The sequence below is a fragment of the Rhizobium mongolense USDA 1844 genome (assembly GCF_000419765.1).
Lineage (GTDB): Bacteria > Pseudomonadota > Alphaproteobacteria > Rhizobiales > Rhizobiaceae > Rhizobium > Rhizobium mongolense.
The window spans coordinates 36,284-56,423 of sequence record NZ_ATTQ01000005.1 but is presented as its reverse complement, the minus strand read 5'-3'; the positions used below and the strand labels follow the sequence as shown (position 1 = coordinate 56,423).

The window sequence follows — 20,140 nt, the reverse complement described above, 5'->3', positions numbered from 1 at the left end:
GGAAGAAAGTTTACCAGATTTCGAGCGAGCATGCCGAAGGAAGCGTCAACCCCATCGCCAAGCTTGATCGGACCGCATCCCTGCCTATCTTGCCTCTCCGTGAAGATGTCCGCAGTGCCGTTTCCCTGCAACGAAGGAAATACGATGCCCACTTTGAGCAATGGCAGTGAGCTTAACGTATGGGAAGACATCAACAACGAGAGCCCCGATGCGATCCTTTTCAGCATAACGGAAACGGACGGCGACGTCCTCGGACCGGGGGCCGCGCATACAGACTATCCGTACGGCTGGGTCGATCTTGCCTCGGTCGACGTGTTCGACGGCTTCTTTACCGTCACCACCTTCACCAATGACGGCAGGACCGAGATCTTCACGACGGTGGAAACTTTCGTCTTCGACAACGAGGGCCGCTATATCCGCACGCTGTCCGACCAGGCGGCCTATCTTTCGACTGAGATTATCTCCGTCACTGCCGAAAGCCCCGACGACGTAGTGGTGACATGGCAGGGCGCCAACGAATATTTCGGCGGCGAAAACACCCAGTACGGCCCGCATCAGATCATCCTGGAAGGCGGCGCGCTGCAGCCCGACACCTTCGTCAACCATGCGCCCACCGCCGCCGACATGAGCTTCTCGCTTTCGCAGGGCCAATCGCTCGACGACATCAAGTTCAGCGCGTCGGATGCCGATTTCGACCTGTTGAGCTTCGTCATCGTGGACGGGCCGGACCATGGCACGCTCCAGCAGGAGACGCGATATGAAGCAGGCTACTATCCGTTTCATCAGGGCCAATATGTAGGCAGCCTGCACTATCACCAGGACTACCTGAACGGTAACCTCTTCGACTATTCTCCGGCGGCCGGCTTCACCGGCACCGACAGTTTCACGGTCTACGCCACCGATGGCCAGGGCAACAGCAATCTGGCGACGATCACTATCATGATCGTGCCGCCGGCCGAAGAGATCACACTCACCGATGCGAAAGACGTCGCCAGCTATGGGGCCTACGATCACCCGGTTCTGGTCGCCGCGATGGGCGGCAATGACCGGATCACCGGCAGCCGGTTCGACGATACCGTTGATGGGGGCGCTGGCAAGGACCGCCTGCGCGGCGGCGACGGCGACGACACTCTCAACGGCGGAACCGGCCGCGACACGCTCGCCGGCGGGGCGGGCGGCGACATCTTCGTTTTCGACACTGAGCCCGGCCGGGCGAACTGCGACAAAATCCTCGACTTCAGCTCCGCTGACGACGTCTTCCGGCTGGACAGCTCAGTGTTCGCCGGCGTTGTGGCGGGCGCGCTCGACCCCGGGGCCTTCGCGAAGGGCACAGCCGCGCTGGATGAGGACGACCACATCATCTACGACACATGCTCCGGCCGCTTGCTCTTCGATTCCGACGGGAGCGGCGATGCGGCCGCAGTGGCGTTTGCGGCCGTGAGCCACGGCACATCGCTTGCCGCCGACGACTTCCATTTCTTCTAGGCGTCGCCCCAACCGGCTTTAGCACCGGCGCGCCGCCCGTTTGTTGCCACATACGCACGGGCTCAGCTCCGCTGCCCGCTAGGGGTCGGCGTCCGAAATTCTTCAATTTATTCAATTGGTTATTAACCATGTCGCAGGCTGCAATTCCCATGTTGCATTGCATCATGATCCAAAACCACCTACCGTAGGCCGGCGCCACGGGGAAACGCCATGGGAAACCATGTTCGAATAAGGATGTCAGATGCTTGATGCGCCCAAGTCTAAGCCGAAAGACCTCGAAGCCATTGCCCGCACAGGCGGGCCCCTTCGCCGCATGGCAGCGCGCGTACCAACCTATTTAACCGACCTCAAGGAAAATCCCGCCTGGCTGCCGATGTTCCTGCTGGCGCGCACGATGCCTTTTCGTCGCGCCCATTGGCTGACGGCCAGACCTGTTGCGTCTTCGGCAACAACCGCACCGTCAATGTTTGGCGGGATCAAGGCGGAGAACGCCGCCGCGGAATTGCGAAGAAACGGCATCTTCACCGGCCTCACTTTGCCGCCAGCCATCCATGAGGAAATCGCCCGTTTTGCACGCGAGACGCCGTGTTTCGGCAATTTCGAGCGCAAGGTCGAGTTTCTCGCCGGAGAGCATGCTGAAGCCGAACGCCGCTTCGGGCGCACGATTTTGAGCGGCCATCATTTCGAGCGGGTTCTGCAATGCAAGGCAGCGGTCGCCGTGCAGCAAGACCCGCTGCTCCTCAATATCGCGCGGCATTATCTCGGCGGCGAGGCGAAATTGATCACCACGCGGACATGGTGGAGTTTCCCGACGAAGTCTGCCTCGGAAGCCGATCTGAGCCGCGCCTCGTTCAAGTTCCACTTCGATCTCGACGACTGGCGGATGCTGAAATTCTTCTTCTATCTGTCCGACGTCGATGCGGATGCCGGTCCCCATGTCTATGTTCAAGGCAGCCACAACCGCCGCCGGATGAAGCATCAGTTGACGCTGCTTGTCGGACATTCGGCCGAGGACGTGCTTGGCTTCTACGGCATGGAGAGTGCGGTCACGCTGACAGGAAAGGCGGGCACCGGCTTTGTCGAGGATCCCTTCGGCTTCCATATGGGAACGCTCGCCAAGCATACGCCGCGCCTGATGATGGAAGTCGGATTTGGCGTATCGAAGCCGTCAAAGCGCCGGTATCACGGCGAGCCGGTGATCAGATAACCGTCCCTGGATTTCCGAGGCCGGCCCGGCTGGACCGGCTTCGGCCGATTGGAGTGCTCTTGGCAGAACGGCCCGCCGTGGCGGTTCAGGCCTCCGGGCAGCCGTCCCGCAATTTACGCCATGTCGTGACGTTCAGCTCCATCTCGCAGCGCGCGAGATACGACGCCCCGCCCACCCTGATGCAGGCGGTCTGGCCAAGCTCGTACTTCGTGCCATCCCGATTGCGGCAGGTGCAGCGCGAATCCGGGTGCGCCGCAGCGACGCTCGCTGCGGCCAGGGCCAACGAAAGCATTGCAATCGATTTGGCGTGCCGGCGTTCCATCGATTGAGCATAGCGCAAATGTTCGCAGTTGGCACGAAGCAAGGTGGCTTCCTGCCTGAATGGTGGCAGCTTCAGCAAGCGTTAAGTGTCGACGGGCGTGAACGTGTCGGCCCAGACGGCTCACCTTTCCAGACGGAATACTCCGCTCTCTACCGCGCCGATCACTTGCCGCAAGGTTTCCTCCCGGCTCACCTTGCGCCGGATGAACATGCCGTCCAGCTCTCCCAGCGAAGGGAGCTGCCGGTCGAGCTCCGCGATTGCCAGGGCGCGGTCAGCCTATTCCGCCACGCCCCTGGCAGCGCCGGATCACCTCGTCGAGCGCCGGACGCAGAACGACATCGTGAAGCGGCGCGGAAAGCGCCTTGAACGACGTCAGGAACCAGAAGTCGTCGGAGTGAAGATTTCACATTGGACGAGTTTTGATGCCAGCGTGTAGCGTCCGCTTCCAGCGCGAGGTCTCCCTCACCCAGCCTCAAATCGCGCCGATTTCCTTCAACTTCTTCAAAACCGCCTCGTTGGGCTCGCCGGTTTCCGGCAGGTTGTAGTGCTTCTGGAAGCGTCGGATGGCAGTGCGGGTCTGTTCGCCGGCGACACCGTCGACGCCGACATTGGCGTAGGCCATGTTGGAAAGGCCCTTCTGGATTTTCAGCACCAGATCGACATTGGTGAGCTCGGATGAGGGAACCTGCTTCAGGCCGGCGGGCGCGGTCTTGATCTGCTTTTCGGCGCTGCGGATGGCGGCGGCGACCGGATCCTCGGCCGAGGCTTTCGAGGTCACATCCTCGCGCGGCTTGTCGGCGGGAACGGCAGACGGGCCGATGGAATCGGTCTTGAGGGCAGCAAGCACCTCCGGCGTCGCATCGCCGCTCGGCGGCATGCCGACGGTTTCCTCGAAGAAAAGGATCGCGGCGCTGGTGCGCGGGCCAATGATACCGTCGGCCGTGCCGTTATAGAGGCCGCGGCGGATGAGCTCCTTCTGGATGTCCATGACCAGCTGACTGGGCTGTTGGCCGGGTGCTGCAGCCGGCGGCGTCGCATTGGTCGTGGCGGCAGCGCCCTCTTCGCCCGGACGTTCGATCTTGAAGGTCGTGACGTCGCCTGGGTGCGGCTCTTCCATGGCCGGACGGCCGATCGAGAAGGGCGCTAGCACATCGCGGGTGCGGAAGAAGGGATGCGGATGCGTACCCGGCTGATACCAGAGCGCATTGGCGGCGACGAAGCTGAAGATGACGACAAAGGCGGTGGTACCGCCTGCGACCGACGGATTGCGCGCAATGACGCCGCCGAGCGCGGATGCGCCCGTCATGCCCACGCCGCCGAGGGCGGCAGCCCCTGTGAGAAGCAGGCTCGGCTGCTGCCGGCCTCTCCTTCCCTTAGGCGATTTTCGCTTGCGCGCGGCCATCGAAAAGCCCCTCTTCCAGTCCGGCGACATTCGTCGCCGCAATTTTCAGGCGCGGCGGGAAATCGACGGCCCGGTCTTTTTGCGCATGCGCGGCACCGGCGGCAGAACCATCTGCCGCGATCGAAATGGTGATGATCGTGCCTTCGCCTGGAACGCTGGCAATCGCGAAGTGACCGCCATGCAGCGCCACGAGGCCCTTCACCAGCGACAGGCCGAGGCCCGTGCCCTCGTAGTGACGTGTATAATCGTTCTGCACCTGCATGAAGGGCTGGCCGAGCGATTCGAGCCTGTCGGCGGGAATGCCGATGCCGGTGTCGCTGACGCAGATCTGCAGGATGCCGTCGCGCATCGCCGCATCGACGGTGACGGCGCCGCCGGCATCGGTGAACTTCACAGCGTTGCCGACGAGATTGATGAGGATCTGCTGAATGGCGCGCTGGTCGGCGACAACCTCGTCGAGGCCGCGCTGGATGCGGCTCGTCAGCGTCACACCCTTGCCCTTGGCCTGCAGCGCAAGCATCGCCTCGCAGGAGCGGACCGAGGCGCCTATATCGAACGGTTCGAGCAGCAGCTCATAGCGGCCGGCCTCGATCTTGCTCATGTCGAGCATGGTGTTGACGACGGAAAGCAGGTGCGCGCCGGACTCGCGTACCAGGGTCACGTATTCGCGCTGGCGCTCATTGTCGAACTTGCCGAAATATTCGCCGAGCAGGATATCCGAGAAGCCGAGGATGGCGTTCAGCGGCGTGCGCAGCTCGTGGCTGACGGCGGCGAGGAAGCGCGACTTGGCATCGTTGGCGGATTCGGCATCGGCCGCCCGGCTTTGGGCTTCCATGCGCAGCTGTTGTTCGACGGAGACGTCGCGGAGCTGGGCGACCACGGCCAGGAGCTCGCCGTCCTCATCGCGCCGTGCCGTCATGTCCATTCTGAGATGCGCGAACTGGCGAAGATCAAGGGAAACGCAGGGGCGGTCGAGGCGAAGGTCGACGCTGGCGCACTCCTCGCCCTGGCGCAGCCGGTCGAGCGCCTGCAGGACGAAGATGCGGTCGGAGACATGCACCTGCTCGATGAAGCCCCTGCCCTTCGGATCGCGCATCCAGGCGAGGAACTCGCGGCTGTCGCGGCCACCGGCGGTGGTGACGTTGCCTTGCGGATCGAGGAAGAGGACAAGGCCGACGCTGTTTTCCAGGAAGAAGTCTTCCGCGGGTGCCGCGGCGACGGCGGACACCGCGGCGCTCTGGCGGGCAAGCGCGATGCTGCCCACGGCTGAAAAGAGGAAGCCAGCACAGACGGTCGCGACACCTGCAGGCAGCGCCACGGCCGGGCTGGTGACGAAGGAGAGGCCGGCAGGCGCAGCGATCAAGGCCGCGCTGGAGAGGAAGACGAGGCGGCGCAGGATCGCAAGCTCGCGCTCGGCAACAGCTTCGCCGCTTCCCGTGCGGAGAAGCCAGCCTGCCGCTGCCCGGTCCACGAGGGCTGCCGCCCGTCCGCCAATTTCACTCAATACGCGCACGCAATACCCGCCGAAAAGGCTCTTTACACAGTGCGGACAATAGGCCCCGGCGGCTTAAGGAAAGGATAAGGCAAAGCGGCTCTCCACAGCCCAAAAGCTGTAAAAATCCCATTTTGAGCCATCCGCAGGGCCCTTTGGTTTTTGTGGTTAATAGCGGGTAAGCGGTGGATTTCGCTCGCATTTCGGCTTTGCGTTAACCTTTGCGGCACGCTGCCCTTAGGGAATCCCTGCAATTCCAGGCGGCCCACTGCGCCATGCTTAACCCCGATGGCTACAATTTGACTGAAATGCGGTCAGAATGCCTTTATTTAAAATTCGAATTAAATTTGCCTCAAATGCCGTCGAGTTTCGAAAAGTGGCATTCGCATTTCCCCGCTAGGGTGAAAGCACACCGGAAAACCGGCCTGATTCGGCGAGAAGACCGGACGGGAAAAACAGGATGGGCAACGACAATGTGGTTTCTGATCAAAGGATCGTTCTGGTTCGGCCTTGTGCTGGTCCTCTTGTCGCTCTTCAGCTCGGAGAGCTCGACGCGGCTTGCCAACGACCCGCAAATCCAATTCTTTGACGCCTTCACCGCCGCAAGCGGCGCCTATGATTATCTCACCGGCATGTGCAACGAGAAGCCGGAGGTCTGCGCCAAGGGCGCCGAAACGCTCACCGCCCTCGGCTACCGGGCCCGCGAAGGCGCCCGCGTCGCTTATGAGCTGCTGGACAGCCAGTTCTCGGACGAGAAGGCGCCGGCTCTGAAGCTTGCGGAAGCGACGCCGGCCGCACCGCTTGGCGAAGCTCCCGTTGCAGCCGCTGCTCCTTCCGCAAAAGAGCAGAGGGCTGCCGCACTGAACCAGCCGATGCCCTACCGCCCGCCGGTGGAGGACGAATCGGTTTCCGACAAGGTCGTGACCGGCGCCATTCCCTTGCCGACACCGAAGCCGGTCCTTTAAGAATTCCGCGGAGTTCTCCGCCCCAAGCTTGCACCGGCGATCCGCATGATACGGAGATGCCCCGTGCCTGACGTGCCTGCCCTGTTTGACTTCAGCATTTTGCTGCGCCGTGAGGATGCCCATCCTTCACGGCGTTTTTTCTATGCGTTCGAGGGATACGCGGGCTGGCGGCGAAGGTCGCATTTGAGCTTGAGGCCGTCGCGCATGTTGAGGCTGAAGAGAGTGATGTTTATCGTCCCCCCCGGCGAGTTCGAGCGCCATATAGAAGACGGTGTCGAACTCACCGGCCTTGGCTTTTGAGGCGAGGAACAGGGCGAAGGAATGAGGATCAGGATGCCGTTGGCGTCGTCATTCCCGGCATGGCCAGCGGCATCGGCATGATAATCCTGAGCGGCGCGGCCCCCCCGCAATGCTGCCGAACTTCACCGACTATCCTTCGCGCGCCTCACGGCCTCGGTGCCCGCCTGCTTGTCGCGCTGCTGGTGTGCCATGCCGGAGCTGCCCTCTATCACCAGTTCGTTCGCAGCGATGAGCTGCTCCGGCGGATGCGGTACGGCGGCTGACCCCAAGGCGTTTGTCGCCTGGCGGACGTTTTTCTTTTTAATGGTTCAAAAGCGGCGCCAGTTCACCTATATCACTCACAATAGTGAAAGGCCCGCTTATGGCATCTCTCGACGAGATCATCGACGACTTCTCCTTCCTCGACGACTGGGAGGACCGCTACCGCTATGTCATCGAACTTGGCAAGGGGTTGCCGGACCTGCCGGACGACAAGAAGACGTCCGCGAACAAGGTGATGGGCTGCGCCAGCCAGGTCTGGCTGGTGACGCATCCCGAGGGGGATCCTGAAAATCCGGTGCTGATCTTCGAGGGCGATTCCGACGCGCACATCGTGCGTGGTCTCGTCGCTATCGTGCTTGCTACCTATTCCGGCAAGAGGGCCTCGGAGATCGCGGGCCTCGATGCTTTCGATATCTTCTCGAAGATCGGCCTTGTCGAGAACCTGTCGTCGCAGCGCTCCAACGGGCTGAGGTCCATGGTAAACCGGATCCGGGAAGAAGCGCGGGTGCGTGTCGCGGCTTGAGCGCGCGGTCATTCGTTCGGCAATATGCTCGCCTCGCGCGGAAACAGCCTGATCAAGTGCGTCCGCTCCATCTGCAGCCGTGAACGGCCCGACATGATATTCTCTTCGAGACATAACGTGATGTCGCTAGCCAGAGCCCTAGGGATCTCGATACCTCCGGCCTTGAGGAGCCGATGCTCCATCGCCGAAAGGGAGCCAACGGCACCATTGCAGCCGTCTGCGGAAAGTTCCGCCAGTCGTGTTCGGCGCTCGGCGGCATCGGTGGTTTGAACGCGCTCCCGCTCCTGATAGGCAGCGAACTGTCCCCACGCCAGATAAAGCGCCGCGGCGGTGCAAAAAAACGCGATGAGAAGGCCGCTCCGCATCAAGCCTCCCGAACGGCGTTGCAGTTGGCCGCAATCGGCATCTCATGCGTGCCGGCTGCGACATGCATGACGTAGCGCTCGGCGGCGTCAGCGAGAGCCAATGCAACCTCGCTCTGCAGCCACCCCGCGTTTGCGGCTTCAATCGCAATCTGCGTCGCCAGAAGGTCGAAGACGCAGGCGCACTCGTTCGCGCGCCGGGCATCGTCGACGTCGAAGGTGGGTGGCCTTATGTTCATGTTCAGTGGACGATCGCGGAAAGGGAGGAGGGAAGGCCCTGAATGGCAAAACGGTGAAACGGCGGAACGGTAGGAGGCACGGCGACGACACGCTTTGCCTTGCCGAAGTGGCGGTCGAGTTCACTTGCAAGCTCGGCGGGCGAGGTCGTGCCCGCCTGGAACAACTGGATGAGCAGCAGTGCCGCAGCATTAAAAGTCCGAGGCTGATCGAAAAGAATATCGCCGGTATAGCCTGCATCGCTCAGCACCTGCTGCAGCATGCCTAGGTCCTCGCTTTTCAGGTATTTCATGGTGACTTCGGAAGACATGCAGTCCTCCTTTCTGTCGGGGCTAGGGCATGACCGCCCTCAGACAGCAGCGCCCGTGAAAATGGCTGCTGGAGGCCGGACAGTGCGCTTCCAGGCAATACAAAGCAAACGATATCTTTCGCATTCCCTCATATAACGTCAGTCCGTTCGCGGCGCCGGAACGGACCGCTGCGCGATCCCCGCAGTCGCTTCGGGCTTTTGACCACGGATCTCCTTGCAGGGGTGTGAAAAGCGATGACGAGACGGTCAGTGATTTCGGCCCGGGCCTTGTTTATTGCCTGCATTCTTCGGCGCGGGTGTCCCGCCGGCCTTCGAGCGGCCTTGGGGCCGCCGGAAACACGTTTGGTCCAACAATAGCCTCGAAGGGGCAATTCTCTACGAATGCTCCATTTCCAAAGAGCAGTGCGCAGGCTTTGCCCATCGCTTGGAGGATTCTTCGGCAAGCCCGGCCAATGTGACCTTACCGAATTTCGCCAGCAAAATGGCTTCCGCCTCATGCATCGCCCCGGCAAGCGAGGCGTTGACGGCCTGTTCGATGACGCAGTTCGGATTGTCGCCCGCCAGTCCGATCGAGAAGAGTTGCGGCGCGCCCAAGGCATTGTGAATGTCGAGCAGGGTGATGTCCCGCAAAGGGCGCGCCAGGATCCAGCCGCCGCCGTGCCCCTTCTCGGACCGGACATACCCCTGATCCCGCAGACCGGCCATGGTTCGGCGCACGACGACGGCATTGGTGCCCAGCATCGCTGCAATTGTTTCGGATGTTGCGGCGCCTTCGTGGCGATCCATGTGAACGAGCACATGCAGCATGCGAGATAAGCGGGTGTCGTGTCTCATAGCCTGGTTCAGCTCGTTTGCGGATCAAAAGATTTAACAGATACATAATCATGCAACAATATTAGTTGCATGATTATTGACAAAGCCCTTTCACGTAACTTAAAAAGTTTCATGACTCGACATTCGGCTGTTCCCGCCGGGCGATGAACCGGAACGAGCGTGAGAGGATCATTTATGCATTTCGACGTCATCATCATCGGCGGCAGCTTTGCAGGCATTTCAGCGGCGCTGCCGCTCGCCCGTGCCAGACGGAAGATCCTGGTGATCGATGCCGGTGAGCGCCGCAATCGCTTTGCCGCTGTCTCGCACGGCTTTCTGGGGCAGGACGGCCGTGAACCCGGCCTGATCGTATCCAAGGCCCGCCAACAGCTCGAACGCTATCCGACTGTCCACTGGCTGAATGCCAAGGCACAAGCCGCAGAGAGGACCAGCAATGGATTTGCCATCGAGATCGATGGCAAGCCTATGACGGAAGGCAGGCGTCTGATCCTGGCAGCGGGGGTTGCAGATCGACTGCCCGCCATTCCAGGCCTGCAGGAACGCTGGGGAAAATCTGTCTTCCATTGCCCCTATTGCCATGGTTACGAATTGGACCAGGGGCGGATCGGCGTCATCGCATCCGGGGAGCATTCCATGCATCATGCCCTAATGCTTCCTGACTGGGGCGAGACGACTTTTTTCACCAACGGTATCGTCGTACCGAATGCCGATCAGGCAGCGCAATTGCGTGCGCGCGCAGTCAAGGTCGAGACGACACCAGTGCGGGAGATCGCAGGAGACCGTGCGGACGATGGCAGGATTGTCGCAATGGACGGTTTGTTCACCCTGACGCGGACTTCAGTGCAAATTCCTTGGGCTGAGCAACTGGGTTGCGTGCTCGAAGAGGGGCCGCTCGGCCAGTTCATCTGGACGGATGCCGTAAAGCAGACGACCGCGAAGGGCATCTTCGCCTGCGGCGATGCAGCAAGGGCCGCAGGCTCCGTGGCTCTCGCCGTTGGTGATGGAGCGCTGGCTGGAACGGCAGCGCATCAGTCGCTGATGTTCGGGAGTGATTGACGGCATTTTCATGTCCGCGGCATGAACAAGAAACGCTCCAAACCGGCATACCGCCCGGCGTCACAACACTGCAACTGTTGTGACGTCTAATCGCTTAATGACCAAACGCGCCCTTGTTATCATCGACATCATCAATGACTACCTCGACCATTGGAGCGCAGATAAAGCTGCTCGGCTGATCGGCGAAACCAACAAGCTGGCTGTGGCCTTTAGAGAGGCCGGGTTGCCGGTCATATGGGTGCGGCCGGAATTTCGGCCTGACCTTAGCGATGCCTTTCTCGAGATGCGGGACAAGAACCTGAAGATTGCGATCGAAGGAACTTCAGGCGCCCAGTTTCATGCTGGCCTCGATTGGGAGCCAAGCGACACGACCATCGTAAAGAAACGCTATAGTGCGTTTTACCGGACCGAACTTGAAGGCATTCTATCGGCGATGGGCGTGGGCGAGCTGGTATTGTGCGGCATCAACACGCACGCTTGTATTCGTATGGCCGCTATCGACGCTTACCAACGCGACCTTCGCGTGGTCCTGGCGGAGGAATGCATCGATTCCTATGATGGCGAGCATGGAAGGGTCTCGGTTGACTACCTGAATGGCAAGATTGCCAAGCTTGCTACTGTTTCCGAGATAACCCAGGCTCTCCGCCCACTTCAGGCCGCAGGAACCTTGCCGCCGCAAGCCGCAAGCAGCTTCGATGCCACCAGGACTTCGGTGCCTGCGAGGCCCGCCGAGCAAAACAACGTCGTTTGATCGTGCGCCGGGCGGACACGCAGCCTGCCGCTGACGATCGCGGCCAAATCAACCAGGCGCACGGCATCGGGCGATCCATGCAGGAAGAATGGAGCCTTATAGGCGTCTGTCTGCTCCAGAGAGTCGGTCGCGATAAGATGGGCGGCAGCGGCGATGTCCAAGCCCAACTCATGCTCATCCACGGTCTTCGGACCGATGGTGTTGATGTGAACTCCGGGCTTCAGCCAAGCTGCCTCCATCACCGGTGTTCGGCTGGTCGTTGCACAAATGACGATATCGGCTTCGCTTACAGCGCGCCGTGGCGTATCCACAGGCTCCACGGGGATCCCTAAGCGCTCTTCCATCTCCGCTGAAAATGTCCGGCGGTTCTGTTCGTGGCGGCTATAGACGCGGACGTGATCCAGCCTGCGGACAAGTGCCGCAGCCTCCAACTGCGTCCGCGCCTGGTGCCCGCTTCCAATGACGCCTACCGTCCTGACGCCAGGCGACGACATATGACGAATGGCGATGCCGCCAATCGCGCCGGTTCGGATATCTCCCAACCGGCTGCCGACGACAAGGCCCTGAAGCTCTGCCGTTTCAGCCGACCAGACCGCGACGATCTGGTCGTGGCGCAGCCCTTTGAATGTTTCATAAACCCTGAAGCCCGCAATCGAATGCTCGCCGATCGTGCCGCCGATGGTGAAGACAAGGTCGCCTTTCCCGCCAAAGGACACGTTATGCCTGGGCGGCGAAACCAATACCCCTGCTGATCGCGCCGCCATTGCTTCCTCGATCGTCTCGATGGCGATCTGCATAGCCGTGCTTCGGTCCAGGTCGCTGTCGCTTAAAATGATGGTCACCGGCACCTCCTTGGCTGACGGACTGCATCAAGTTCGCATCTCAACTTAGATTGAGGTCAACCGGGATCTTACCGGTTCCGGCACTAAGGCAGGCGCCAAATTCGATCCGGAGCGACCGCAAAGAGCGCCACGTGCAATTCTTTTTTGCTTCAAGTCGCCTTTTTCGCCACCGGCTTGAATATACTGGGATTATTTTCCACGATTTCCGCGCGAGGAGGCAAAAAAGCCGGGCTTGGGGCCCGGCTTTCGCGCTTAGGAGCGTGCGAGACTCAGCCGCGGCCGCGTTTGCGGCGCTGGCCGAGGCCCATTTCCTTGGCGAGGCGCGAGCGCGCCTCGGCATAGGCGGGAGCGACCATCGGATAATCGGCGGGAAGATCCCACTTCTCGCGGTACTCTTCCGGCGAGAGACTGTGATGGGTCATCAGATGGCGCTTGAGAGATTTGAAGTTGCCGCCGCATTCCAGGCAGGTGATCTGATCATCCTGTACTGACTTGCGTACCGAAACGGCGGGCTTCTGCTTTTCGATGGTGGCTGCGGCGGGTTGCGGTGCAGACGTGTTGCTCAGTGCGGAATGCACGTCGGAAATCAAATTGGCCAGGTCACTGACCGGGACCACATGATTGCTGACATAAGCCGCTACGATATCGGCCGTCAGTTCTACCAGCAATTCCGGCCCGTTGCCGGTCGCGGTATCCGTCATATTCTGTTTCTCCTGTTCGCATGCATGGATGACCCTCTTTCGGAGGATCGCCTTCGTAGAGGCAAACAGTAAAAGGCCCAGACAGCGGCATCATGTCCTAAAACGCGAATCCACCCCTAGATTCTTGAGACCGAAACCTGTTCTAATACTGCCCGAATACGAATCACAATCGCCGCACTCTTCGACCACAGCCTTCATTAGACATTCGAAATCAAAGCTAGAGATGGAATAGGCGAAACGATTCTAATTCGAAATCAGAACTCTACTTACACTTCAATTATCACTGTTTTACCAAAAGTCCAATTCTTATTTGCGGTTTTTCTACTTAAAAAGTTCAAAACACTAAGATTTTGCAAGCAAGGCTGCGGCTTTAGTTCACAATCGCGTGCATAACTTGCGTAAAACGAGCTAAATCGCTGAAAATTATACTCTCATCGGCCTTCCATGTCGTCGCGGACCGAGAGTTCCCACAATTTATGCCCGGTTTCATGCGCCGCCTTGGCCAAGAGGTGCGCTGCGACCGGGGCGGTCAGCAGCAAAAAGACGACGCCTGCGGTAGCGCGCGCAAAAATTGCAAGTTCGCCGGAATAAAGGCCGGCAGCAAGCAGCAGTAGGCCGGAGCCAACGGAACCCGCCTTGGAGGCTGCATGCATGCGCGAGTAAAGGTCCGGCAAACGGACGACGCCGATCGCCGCCGAGAGCGCGAAAAAGGCACCGGCAAGCATCGTGAGGGCGGTTGCCGTGGCGATAACGTATTCCATCATCCCGCCTTTCCTGCCGTATCGCCCGGCGCCGGCGTCACTGCCTGTTCTTCCCCGGCCGGCGACGGCCTGGCGCCCGTCGCACGGCGCGATAGGACAAAGCGGGCAAAGGCAACCGTCGCGAGGAAGCCGACCAGGCTCAGGGCGATCGCGATATCGATGTAAAGCGCAAAGCGCGTCTTGACGGCGATTACCGCTATGAAGCCGATGGCAATGCCGGTCAGCGTATCGAGAGCGAGAATGCGGTCCGGCAGCGTCGGTCCGGTGATCACGCGATAGGCCGTGAGCACGAAGGCGATCCCGAGGATCGCAAGCGTGACCACGGCGGCGGCCGAAACAAGCGCAAACGGCGCCATCATCGGAAAGCCTCCATGATCTTGCGTTCGAAGCCGCTCGCAATGGCGCGCTTCGTCGCCTGTGGGTCGGAGCAGTCGAGCGCGTGGACATAAAGCGTCCTGCGGTCCTCCGAAACATCGACAGAGAGCGTGCCGGGCGTCAGCGTGATGAGATTGGCAAGCAGCGTGATCTCGAGATCGCGCTCGACGGTCAGCGGAAAGGCAAAAATGCCGGGCCGGATCTCCATCCTCGGCCGCAGCACCGTCCGGGCGACGGTCCAAGCCGAAAGCGCCAGTTCCTTCAGGAAAAGCAGCGCGAGTGACAGGACGAGGCGCGTGCGGCGAAGATAGCTCTTGCTGCCGAAAGGCTCGCGCACGATCGCCAAAGCAATGGCCCCGAGAACGAAGCCGAAGACGAGATTGTGCAGCGAGGCGCTGCCGGATACGGCGACCCAGGCAATGGCGAGCAGAAGATTGACGAGGAAGGCGATCATTGCGCCGCTCCTTTGGGGAAGACAGAATGAATGTAGGCGCCCGGATCGGCAAGGCTTCCGGCGGCTGCCTGCGCCAGCGACAGCAACGGCTCCGGCAAGATGCCGAAACCGGTGACGAGTGCGGTCAGCGCCAGCAGCGGCAGCGCCGATTGCCATCCGATCGCAACCGCCTCGACAGGGGCCGGCGCCGGGCGCCAGTAGGCAAGCAGGAAGACGCGGCCGAAACAGATGGTCGTCAGAAACCCGCCGGCCAAAAGGACGGCGGCAAGCCACCATGCGCCGATATCGAGCGAGGCCTTGACGAGGATGACCTTCGGCCAGAAGCCGGAAAACGGCGGCAGGCCGCAGGCGGCGAGGAAGAGGATGAGCGAGACGGCGGCAAACCAGCCGCACTCGCGATAGAGCCCGCCGAGCGCGCCGAGCTCGAAGCTGCTGCCGAGGCGGGCCACCTGCCCCGCCAAGAGATAGAGCGCCATCATCAGCACGACGGAATGCAGCGCGTAAAAAACCGAGCCGCTGACGCCACCCGGCGTGCCGATCGCGATACCGGCAAGCATGTTGCCGATGCCGGAGATGACGACATAGCCGAGCATGCGGCGGATATCGGTCTGCGCCAGCGCGCCGAGTGCGCCTATGAGGACGGTTGCGGCGCCGACGAGCGCGATCATCAGGCTCAGCGCCTCGCGCTCCACCGGCAGCAGCATCACCATCACCCGGATCAACGCGTAGATGCCGACCTTGGTGAGCAGACCGGCAAAGAGCGCGGAGACGACGATGCGCGGCGTATGATAGGAGGCCGGCAGCCAGAAGTTTACCGGGAAAGCGGCGGCCTTCATGGCGAAGGCAAAAAGGAAGAGGGCCGCCAGCGTCGAAAGCGGCGCCGTATCGCGCAGGCCGGCGGCCTTCAGGGCGATGTCGGCCATGTTGAGCGTGCCGAAGATCGCGTAGAGGTAGCCGACGGCAGTCAAAAAGAGCGTCGTGCCGATCAGGTTCAGCACTGCATATTTCATCGCACCGTCGATCTGCTCGCGCTCGGATCCGAGGATCAGCAGGCCGAAGGACGAGATCAGCAGCACCTCGAACCAGACATAGAGATTAAAAATGTCGCCGGTAAGAAACGCCCCGGACACGCCTGCCATCAGGAGCATCAGGAAGGGGAAGAAGCCGAAGCGCCGCCCGCCCGCGTCGATGTCGGAGAGCGCATAGAGGCTGCCCGCAAGCGCCGCGATCGCGGCTGCAAGCGCCATCAGCGCGCCGAAGAGGTCGACGGTGAAGGCAATGCCGAAAGGCGGCAGCCAGCGCCCCATCACCATTGTGACTGGGCCATCGTCGATCACCCGTTTCAACAGCACCGCGTCGATCAGCACCAACGCCGCAAGGCCGAGAACGGCGATCAACGCATGCAGGCGGACATGGGCGCGCAGCATCAGCATCAGCGCGCCGAGCACGATGCAATGCACAACCGGCAAGATCACCAACCAATTGCCTGGGGGGACGGGTGCGGTGAGGAGCGCGGCGGAAAGGTCGGTGGCGAAGGGGGCGGCCATTTAAAGCTTCCTCCTCTTCTCCCCAGCGGGCAGAAGTGCCGCGCGGAGCGGGGCGATGAGGCGGGCGGTCGGCGCAGGCCGTAAACGTCGGGAGCGCAAGCGACGGATACCATGTGCCGAGCCTACCCCCCCGTCCGACACTTCCGGCCCCCTTCTCCCTGCCGGGGAGCAGGGGGAATACGCGCTACCCCCCATGGAAAAAGCCAGCGCCAACAGCCGATCTCCCTCCCTGTGGGGGCGATGCCCGTCAGAACGGAGAAGGATTATCATCGGCACCATCCTCATCTCAATACCCCACTGGCGGAAGCAGCGGGTCGTCGGGCTCGGCGACGCGCATCTCGTCGGTGTTGTCCGTGCCGATGTCTTGATAGGCGCGGTAGGTCAACACCAGCAGGAAGGCGAAGAACGAAAAGGAGATCACGATCGCCGTCAGGATGAGGGCCTGCGGCAGCGGGTTGGCGGCACCGGCGGGCAGCGCGTCGAGGCCAGCCGGAATGATCGGCGGCACCTCGCGCGTCAGGCGGCCGGCGGTAAAGAGCAAGAGGTTCACCGCGTTTCCAAGGATCGCGATACCGAGCATGATGCGGATCGAGAATTTCGACAGCAGCAGGTAGATGGCGGCGGAAAAAAACAGGCCGACGAGGACCGCAAAAAGCGGCTCCATCACTCCACCTCCCTTTCCTCAAGGGCTAGCGCAATGGCGGTGATTGCGCCGACGACGACGAAATAGACGCCGATATCGAAGAGCATGACCGTCGAGAGCGACACCTCGAGCCCGAAGATTGAGGGATGGACCCACAGGCCGGTCATGAAGGGCACGGCAGCGGCGATCGAGATCAGGCCGGCGAGCGCCGACATCATCAGCCCGGCACCGGCGATCGACAGCGGATGGAAGAGGATTGCCCGGCGCACGGCCGGCACGCCGGCCGCGATGCCGTAGATCGCCAGTGCCGAAGCGGCGATAAGCCCGCCGATGAAGCCGCCGCCCGGCTCGTTGTGGCCGCGCAGCAGGATGAAGACCGAAAAGAGCAGCATGAGCGCGACGAGGAAGGGAGCGATGGTGCGGAAGATGAGGGTGTTCATCGGGTGGGTGCTCCGCTTGGCGGCGAGCGGCGGACGAGGTTACCCTCTTCGCTCATTGAGTCAGTTGATGGAGCACGCAAGGAAAACCGCACCTGATCCCCCGCCCTCATCCTCGAAGGATCACTTCCTCGTGCGCCGCCTTGGCGATATGAATCCCGCTGAATGCGTGCCCTTTGCCACCAGCGCTCATCCCATACTCCCCTCGTTCCTGAGCTCGTCACACGAACGAGGCCACGGCGCGTCTGCGCCGTGAATGAACCGCCTTTTGACTGAGCCTCCTGCGCCCAAGGACTTGGGCGCGCTGGAATCCTGTGACAGGCACGGGAATGAGGGCGGGTGAGGCAATGACGTCTCCAGACAACAGCACCTGGCGCTGCAAACCTGCCGGAATGGGAACCCACGAGATGGAAACAAACGCCCTTCACTCCGCCACCTCCCCTCGATCCAGATCATGCGCGACCAGCTTCCGCTCTCCCCCTGCCCGCATGCGGATCAGTGCGATGATGGCGAGGCCGGTGATGGCGACGACGGCGATCTCGCCGAGAGTGTCGGTGCCGCGGAAATCGACGATGATGACGTTCACGACATTGGCGCCGTGGGCGATGGTTTTCGAATAGGTGTTGAAGAATTCCGTCAGCGCCGCATTGAACGGCCCCTCCGTCGCCCGCATCAGGAGCAGCGCAAAACCGAGGCCGCAGGCAAGCGCGATCGAGCCGTCGACAAGCCGCTGGCGCAGCGGACGCGGGTCGGTCGGCGTAAGGCGAAGCCTCGTCATGACGAGCGCCAGGATGACGACGGACAGCGTCTCGACCATGAACTGGGTGAATGAAAGATCGGGCGCCCCGAAGAGCAGGAAGATCAACGCCACGGAAAAGCCCTGGATGCCAAGCGAGACGATCGCCGTCAGCCGGTCGCGGGCGCAAAGCACTGCCGCAAGGCCGATCACGGCGAGCACGAAGACCGCCCATTCATGGAGTTGAACGCCGCGCGGCCAGACGGGAAACGACGGCAGTTCGCCGTAAAGCAGCGGCGGCACGAGGAGAATCAAGGCGAGGCAGACAAAGGTGCAGGTCACGTAGATTTCCAGCCGTCCCGGCTGGACGATGCGGGTGACGCGCCAGGCAAGGCGGACGAGTCCGGCGATGAAGCTGTCGAAGCCGCGGTCCGGCCCCGGCCCTGCCGCCTGCAGGAAGGACACCATCAGCGTCCGGGCCTGCTCTATCTTCCAATAGACCGCAACGCCCAGGATCACGGTCAATACGGAAAGCGCGAGCGGAAGGCCGAGATGTGGCATCGGCGAGATCGCAACGTCGATCGCATCGCCCTGAACGGCCGAAGCCATCGGCGACGAGACGTAGTGATGCGTGATGCCGGAAAAGAGCGCGCCAGCAAGGCCCAGCACTGCCAGGATGCCGGGACCGAGCCAGAGCAGAATGGGCGCGTCCTTGGGATGTTTCGGGGTTTCGGCCGCTTGACCGACGAAGGGCTTCAGGCCGACCGAAAAAGCAATTGCAAACATCAGCGCATTGCCGAAGATCGCGACTGCGGTGAACATCAGCGAGCGCAGATTGCCACCGGCGAGCGCTGCGTAGATCTCCTCCTTGGCGAGGAAGCCGAAGAAGGGCGGAAGGCCGCCCATCGAGATCGCGGCGAGTATCGCGATCGCAAAGGTCAGCGGCATCGCGTTCAAAAGACCACCGAGCTTCGTGATGTCGCGGGTGCCCGTCTCGTGGTCGAGGACACCCGCGATCATGAAGAGTGCGCCCTTGAAGAGCGAGTGCGCCACCAGGTAAAGCACCGCGGCTTCGATGGCGTATTCCGAACCGAAACCGGTAAGCAGGACGAGAAGGCCGAGCGAAGAAACCGTCGTATAGGCGAGCTTCAGCTTCAGGTCGGCATGGGCAACGGCGAGTGCCGAACCGGCAACCAGCGTCATCCCGCCGAAGAACGGCAGCAGGATTTCCCAGGCCGGCGTGTCACCCATCACCGGGTTCAGCCGCATCAAGAGATACACGCCGGCCTTCACCATGGTTGCGGAATGCAGGTAGGCCGATACCGGCGTCGGCGCCTCCATGGCGTTCGGCAGCCAGAAATGAAATGGAAACTGCGCCGATTTGGTAAAGGCGCCGCACAGCACGAGACCGAGCGTTGCCAGATAAAGCGGGCTGCCGCGGACGACATCGCCGAACGGCGAAAGCAGCGACATCTGCGTGACGCCGGTGATGTTCCAGAGAAAGAGCAGGCCGGCCAGCAGGCAAAGCCCTCCACCGCCGGTTACCACCAGCGCTTGAAGTGCCGCCCGTCGTGCCGCCTCCCGCTCATGGTCGAAGCCGATCAGCAGGAAGGAGGTGATGGAGGTCAGCTCCCAGAAGATGAAGAACATCAGGAAACTGTCCGAGACGACAACGCCGAGCATCGCACCCATGAACAGGAAGATGAAGGAGAAGAAACGCCCCTGCTGCGGATGCCCCTTCAGGTAGCCGCCGGCATAAAGCACGATCAACGTGCCGATGCCGGTAATCAGCAGCGCAAAGGTGAGCGACAGACCGTCGAGAAACCAAGAGAAGCTCAGATTGTAGCTCGGCACCCAGGAATATCCGCCGTTCACCACCTCGCCGCGGGCGATGCCAGGTATGAAGCGGAGGAAGTGCAGGAACGACAGCAACGGCACGGCCGCCAGCAGCCAGGCGCCGTTTGCGCCGAACCGGCGAATGACGAAAGAGGAAAGCAAGGCGCCGAGAAGCGGCAGGCACAAGGCCAAAAATGTCAGACCAGTGACACCGGCCATGTCCCCTCCTCATTGCCAGAAAGTGATGCGTTGGCGCGAACTTAGGGTAATCGGCAAGCGCCCTCAAGCAATTTCGGAGGAG

The 20,140-nt window shown here is 61.5% G+C and carries 24 protein-coding genes; 8 read left to right on the top strand and 16 right to left on the bottom strand.

From position 1 onward, the window contains the following. Nucleotides 1-144: 144 nt before the first annotated feature. Nucleotides 145-1,485: an Ig-like domain-containing protein gene (locus tag A3C3_RS47880; protein WP_022714537.1), complete on the top strand. Its 1,341-nt coding sequence runs from the start codon at nucleotides 145-147 to the stop codon at nucleotides 1,483-1,485. A gap of 241 nt (nucleotides 1,486-1,726) precedes the next feature. Then, nucleotides 1,727-2,692, top strand: coding sequence for a phytanoyl-CoA dioxygenase family protein (locus tag A3C3_RS0110375; RefSeq protein WP_022714536.1), 966 nt, complete (start codon nucleotides 1,727-1,729; stop codon nucleotides 2,690-2,692). Nucleotides 2,693-2,777: 85 nt separating this feature from the next. Here A3C3_RS0110375 and A3C3_RS0110370 read toward each other — a convergent pair whose 3' ends face one another. The 3 genes from A3C3_RS0110370 to A3C3_RS0110350 all read right to left on the bottom strand — a co-directional run bounded on the left by A3C3_RS0110370 (nucleotide 2,778) and on the right by A3C3_RS0110350 (nucleotide 5,929). Then, nucleotides 2,778-3,014: a hypothetical protein gene (locus tag A3C3_RS0110370; RefSeq protein WP_028739548.1), complete on the bottom strand. Its 237-nt coding sequence runs from the start codon at nucleotides 3,012-3,014 to the stop codon at nucleotides 2,778-2,780. A 472-nt stretch (nucleotides 3,015-3,486) separates the two neighbouring features. After that, complete coding sequence (locus A3C3_RS0110355; RefSeq protein WP_022714532.1) at nucleotides 3,487-4,416, bottom strand: peptidoglycan-binding domain-containing protein; 930 nt, start codon at nucleotides 4,414-4,416, stop codon at nucleotides 3,487-3,489. Then, nucleotides 4,388-5,929, bottom strand: coding sequence for a sensor histidine kinase (locus A3C3_RS0110350; RefSeq protein WP_028739546.1), 1,542 nt, complete (start codon nucleotides 5,927-5,929; stop codon nucleotides 4,388-4,390). Before A3C3_RS0110350 ends, A3C3_RS0110355 begins: the two co-directional genes overlap by 29 nt. Before the next feature lie 452 nt (nucleotides 5,930-6,381). On the opposite strand from A3C3_RS0110350, the gene A3C3_RS0110345 reads away from it, so the two are divergent. The 4 genes from A3C3_RS0110345 to A3C3_RS0110330 all read left to right on the top strand — a co-directional run bounded on the left by A3C3_RS0110345 (nucleotide 6,382) and on the right by A3C3_RS0110330 (nucleotide 7,957). Then, nucleotides 6,382-6,873, top strand: coding sequence for a DUF5330 domain-containing protein (locus A3C3_RS0110345; RefSeq protein WP_022714530.1), 492 nt, complete (start codon nucleotides 6,382-6,384; stop codon nucleotides 6,871-6,873). Between the two features lie 63 nt (nucleotides 6,874-6,936). Then, nucleotides 6,937-7,173, top strand: coding sequence for a hypothetical protein (locus A3C3_RS0110340; protein WP_022714529.1), 237 nt, complete (start codon nucleotides 6,937-6,939; stop codon nucleotides 7,171-7,173). 59 nt (nucleotides 7,174-7,232) lie between these two features. Beyond that, nucleotides 7,233-7,436: a cytochrome b/b6 domain-containing protein gene (locus A3C3_RS48135; protein ID WP_051154451.1), complete on the top strand. Its 204-nt coding sequence runs from the start codon at nucleotides 7,233-7,235 to the stop codon at nucleotides 7,434-7,436. Nucleotides 7,437-7,534: 98 nt separating this feature from the next. Further along, nucleotides 7,535-7,957 (top strand): SufE family protein, encoded by a 423-nt coding sequence (locus A3C3_RS0110330; protein ID WP_022714528.1) that lies wholly within the window; start codon nucleotides 7,535-7,537, stop codon nucleotides 7,955-7,957. Nucleotides 7,958-7,965: 8 nt separating this feature from the next. On the opposite strand, the gene A3C3_RS0110325 is transcribed toward A3C3_RS0110330, so the two are convergent. The 4 genes from A3C3_RS0110325 to A3C3_RS0110310 form a co-directional block, all read right to left on the bottom strand. Beyond that, nucleotides 7,966-8,322 carry a hypothetical protein gene (locus tag A3C3_RS0110325; RefSeq protein ID WP_022714527.1) on the bottom strand — a complete coding sequence of 119 codons (357 nt, stop codon included), beginning with the start codon at nucleotides 8,320-8,322 and terminating at the stop codon, nucleotides 7,966-7,968. After that, the gene (locus A3C3_RS38110) at nucleotides 8,322-8,558 is read right to left on the bottom strand and encodes a hypothetical protein (protein ID WP_022714526.1); all 237 of its coding nucleotides are present in this window, start codon (nucleotides 8,556-8,558) and stop codon (nucleotides 8,322-8,324) included. The genes A3C3_RS0110325 and A3C3_RS38110 overlap by 1 nt, the downstream gene beginning before the upstream one ends. A gap of 2 nt (nucleotides 8,559-8,560) precedes the next feature. Continuing rightward, nucleotides 8,561-8,866 carry a hypothetical protein gene (locus A3C3_RS0110315; protein WP_022714525.1) on the bottom strand — a complete coding sequence of 102 codons (306 nt, stop codon included), beginning with the start codon at nucleotides 8,864-8,866 and terminating at the stop codon, nucleotides 8,561-8,563. 375 nt (nucleotides 8,867-9,241) lie between these two features. Then, entirely contained in the window at nucleotides 9,242-9,700 is a 459-nt protein-coding gene (locus A3C3_RS0110310; protein ID WP_028739545.1) for an Rrf2 family transcriptional regulator, read from the bottom strand. Between the two features lie 174 nt (nucleotides 9,701-9,874). On the opposite strand from A3C3_RS0110310, the gene A3C3_RS0110305 reads away from it, so the two are divergent. Beyond that, on the top strand, nucleotides 9,875-10,756 hold the full coding sequence (locus A3C3_RS0110305; protein ID WP_022714523.1) for an NAD(P)/FAD-dependent oxidoreductase: 882 nt from the start codon (nucleotides 9,875-9,877) through the stop codon (nucleotides 10,754-10,756). Between the two features lie 97 nt (nucleotides 10,757-10,853). After that, complete coding sequence (locus A3C3_RS43490) at nucleotides 10,854-11,507, top strand: cysteine hydrolase family protein (RefSeq protein WP_084796933.1); 654 nt, start codon at nucleotides 10,854-10,856, stop codon at nucleotides 11,505-11,507. On the opposite strand, the gene A3C3_RS0110295 is transcribed toward A3C3_RS43490, so the two are convergent. The 9 genes from A3C3_RS0110295 to A3C3_RS0110255 form a co-directional block, all read right to left on the bottom strand. After that, nucleotides 11,408-12,349: an ornithine cyclodeaminase family protein gene (locus A3C3_RS0110295; protein ID WP_022714521.1), complete on the bottom strand. Its 942-nt coding sequence runs from the start codon at nucleotides 12,347-12,349 to the stop codon at nucleotides 11,408-11,410. The genes A3C3_RS43490 and A3C3_RS0110295 overlap by 100 nt on opposite strands. Nucleotides 12,350-12,618: 269 nt before the next feature. Then, on the bottom strand, nucleotides 12,619-13,050 hold the full coding sequence (locus A3C3_RS0110290; RefSeq protein WP_022714520.1) for a Ros/MucR family transcriptional regulator: 432 nt from the start codon (nucleotides 13,048-13,050) through the stop codon (nucleotides 12,619-12,621). 431 nt (nucleotides 13,051-13,481) lie between these two features. Further along, nucleotides 13,482-13,814, bottom strand: coding sequence for a monovalent cation/H(+) antiporter subunit G (mnhG, locus tag A3C3_RS0110285; RefSeq protein ID WP_022714519.1), 333 nt, complete (start codon nucleotides 13,812-13,814; stop codon nucleotides 13,482-13,484). After that, entirely contained in the window at nucleotides 13,811-14,170 is a 360-nt protein-coding gene (locus A3C3_RS0110280; protein WP_022714518.1) for a cation:proton antiporter, read from the bottom strand. Before A3C3_RS0110280 ends, mnhG begins: the two co-directional genes overlap by 4 nt. After that, nucleotides 14,167-14,640 carry a Na+/H+ antiporter subunit E gene (locus A3C3_RS0110275; RefSeq protein WP_022714517.1) on the bottom strand — a complete coding sequence of 158 codons (474 nt, stop codon included), beginning with the start codon at nucleotides 14,638-14,640 and terminating at the stop codon, nucleotides 14,167-14,169. Before A3C3_RS0110275 ends, A3C3_RS0110280 begins: the two co-directional genes overlap by 4 nt. After that, nucleotides 14,637-16,187 (bottom strand): Na+/H+ antiporter subunit D, encoded by a 1,551-nt coding sequence (locus tag A3C3_RS0110270; RefSeq protein WP_022714516.1) that lies wholly within the window; start codon nucleotides 16,185-16,187, stop codon nucleotides 14,637-14,639. Before A3C3_RS0110270 ends, A3C3_RS0110275 begins: the two co-directional genes overlap by 4 nt. Before the next feature lie 286 nt (nucleotides 16,188-16,473). Beyond that, nucleotides 16,474-16,851 carry a Na+/H+ antiporter subunit C gene (locus tag A3C3_RS0110265; protein WP_022714515.1) on the bottom strand — a complete coding sequence of 126 codons (378 nt, stop codon included), beginning with the start codon at nucleotides 16,849-16,851 and terminating at the stop codon, nucleotides 16,474-16,476. Next, a complete protein-coding gene (locus A3C3_RS0110260) occupies nucleotides 16,851-17,270 on the bottom strand; it encodes a Na+/H+ antiporter subunit B (protein ID WP_022714514.1) in 420 nt (139 codons plus the stop codon). The genes A3C3_RS0110265 and A3C3_RS0110260 overlap by 1 nt, the downstream gene beginning before the upstream one ends. A 421-nt stretch (nucleotides 17,271-17,691) precedes the next feature. After that, nucleotides 17,692-20,058: a putative monovalent cation/H+ antiporter subunit A gene (locus tag A3C3_RS0110255; RefSeq protein WP_022714513.1), complete on the bottom strand. Its 2,367-nt coding sequence runs from the start codon at nucleotides 20,056-20,058 to the stop codon at nucleotides 17,692-17,694. Between the last annotated feature and the right edge of the window lie 82 nt (nucleotides 20,059-20,140).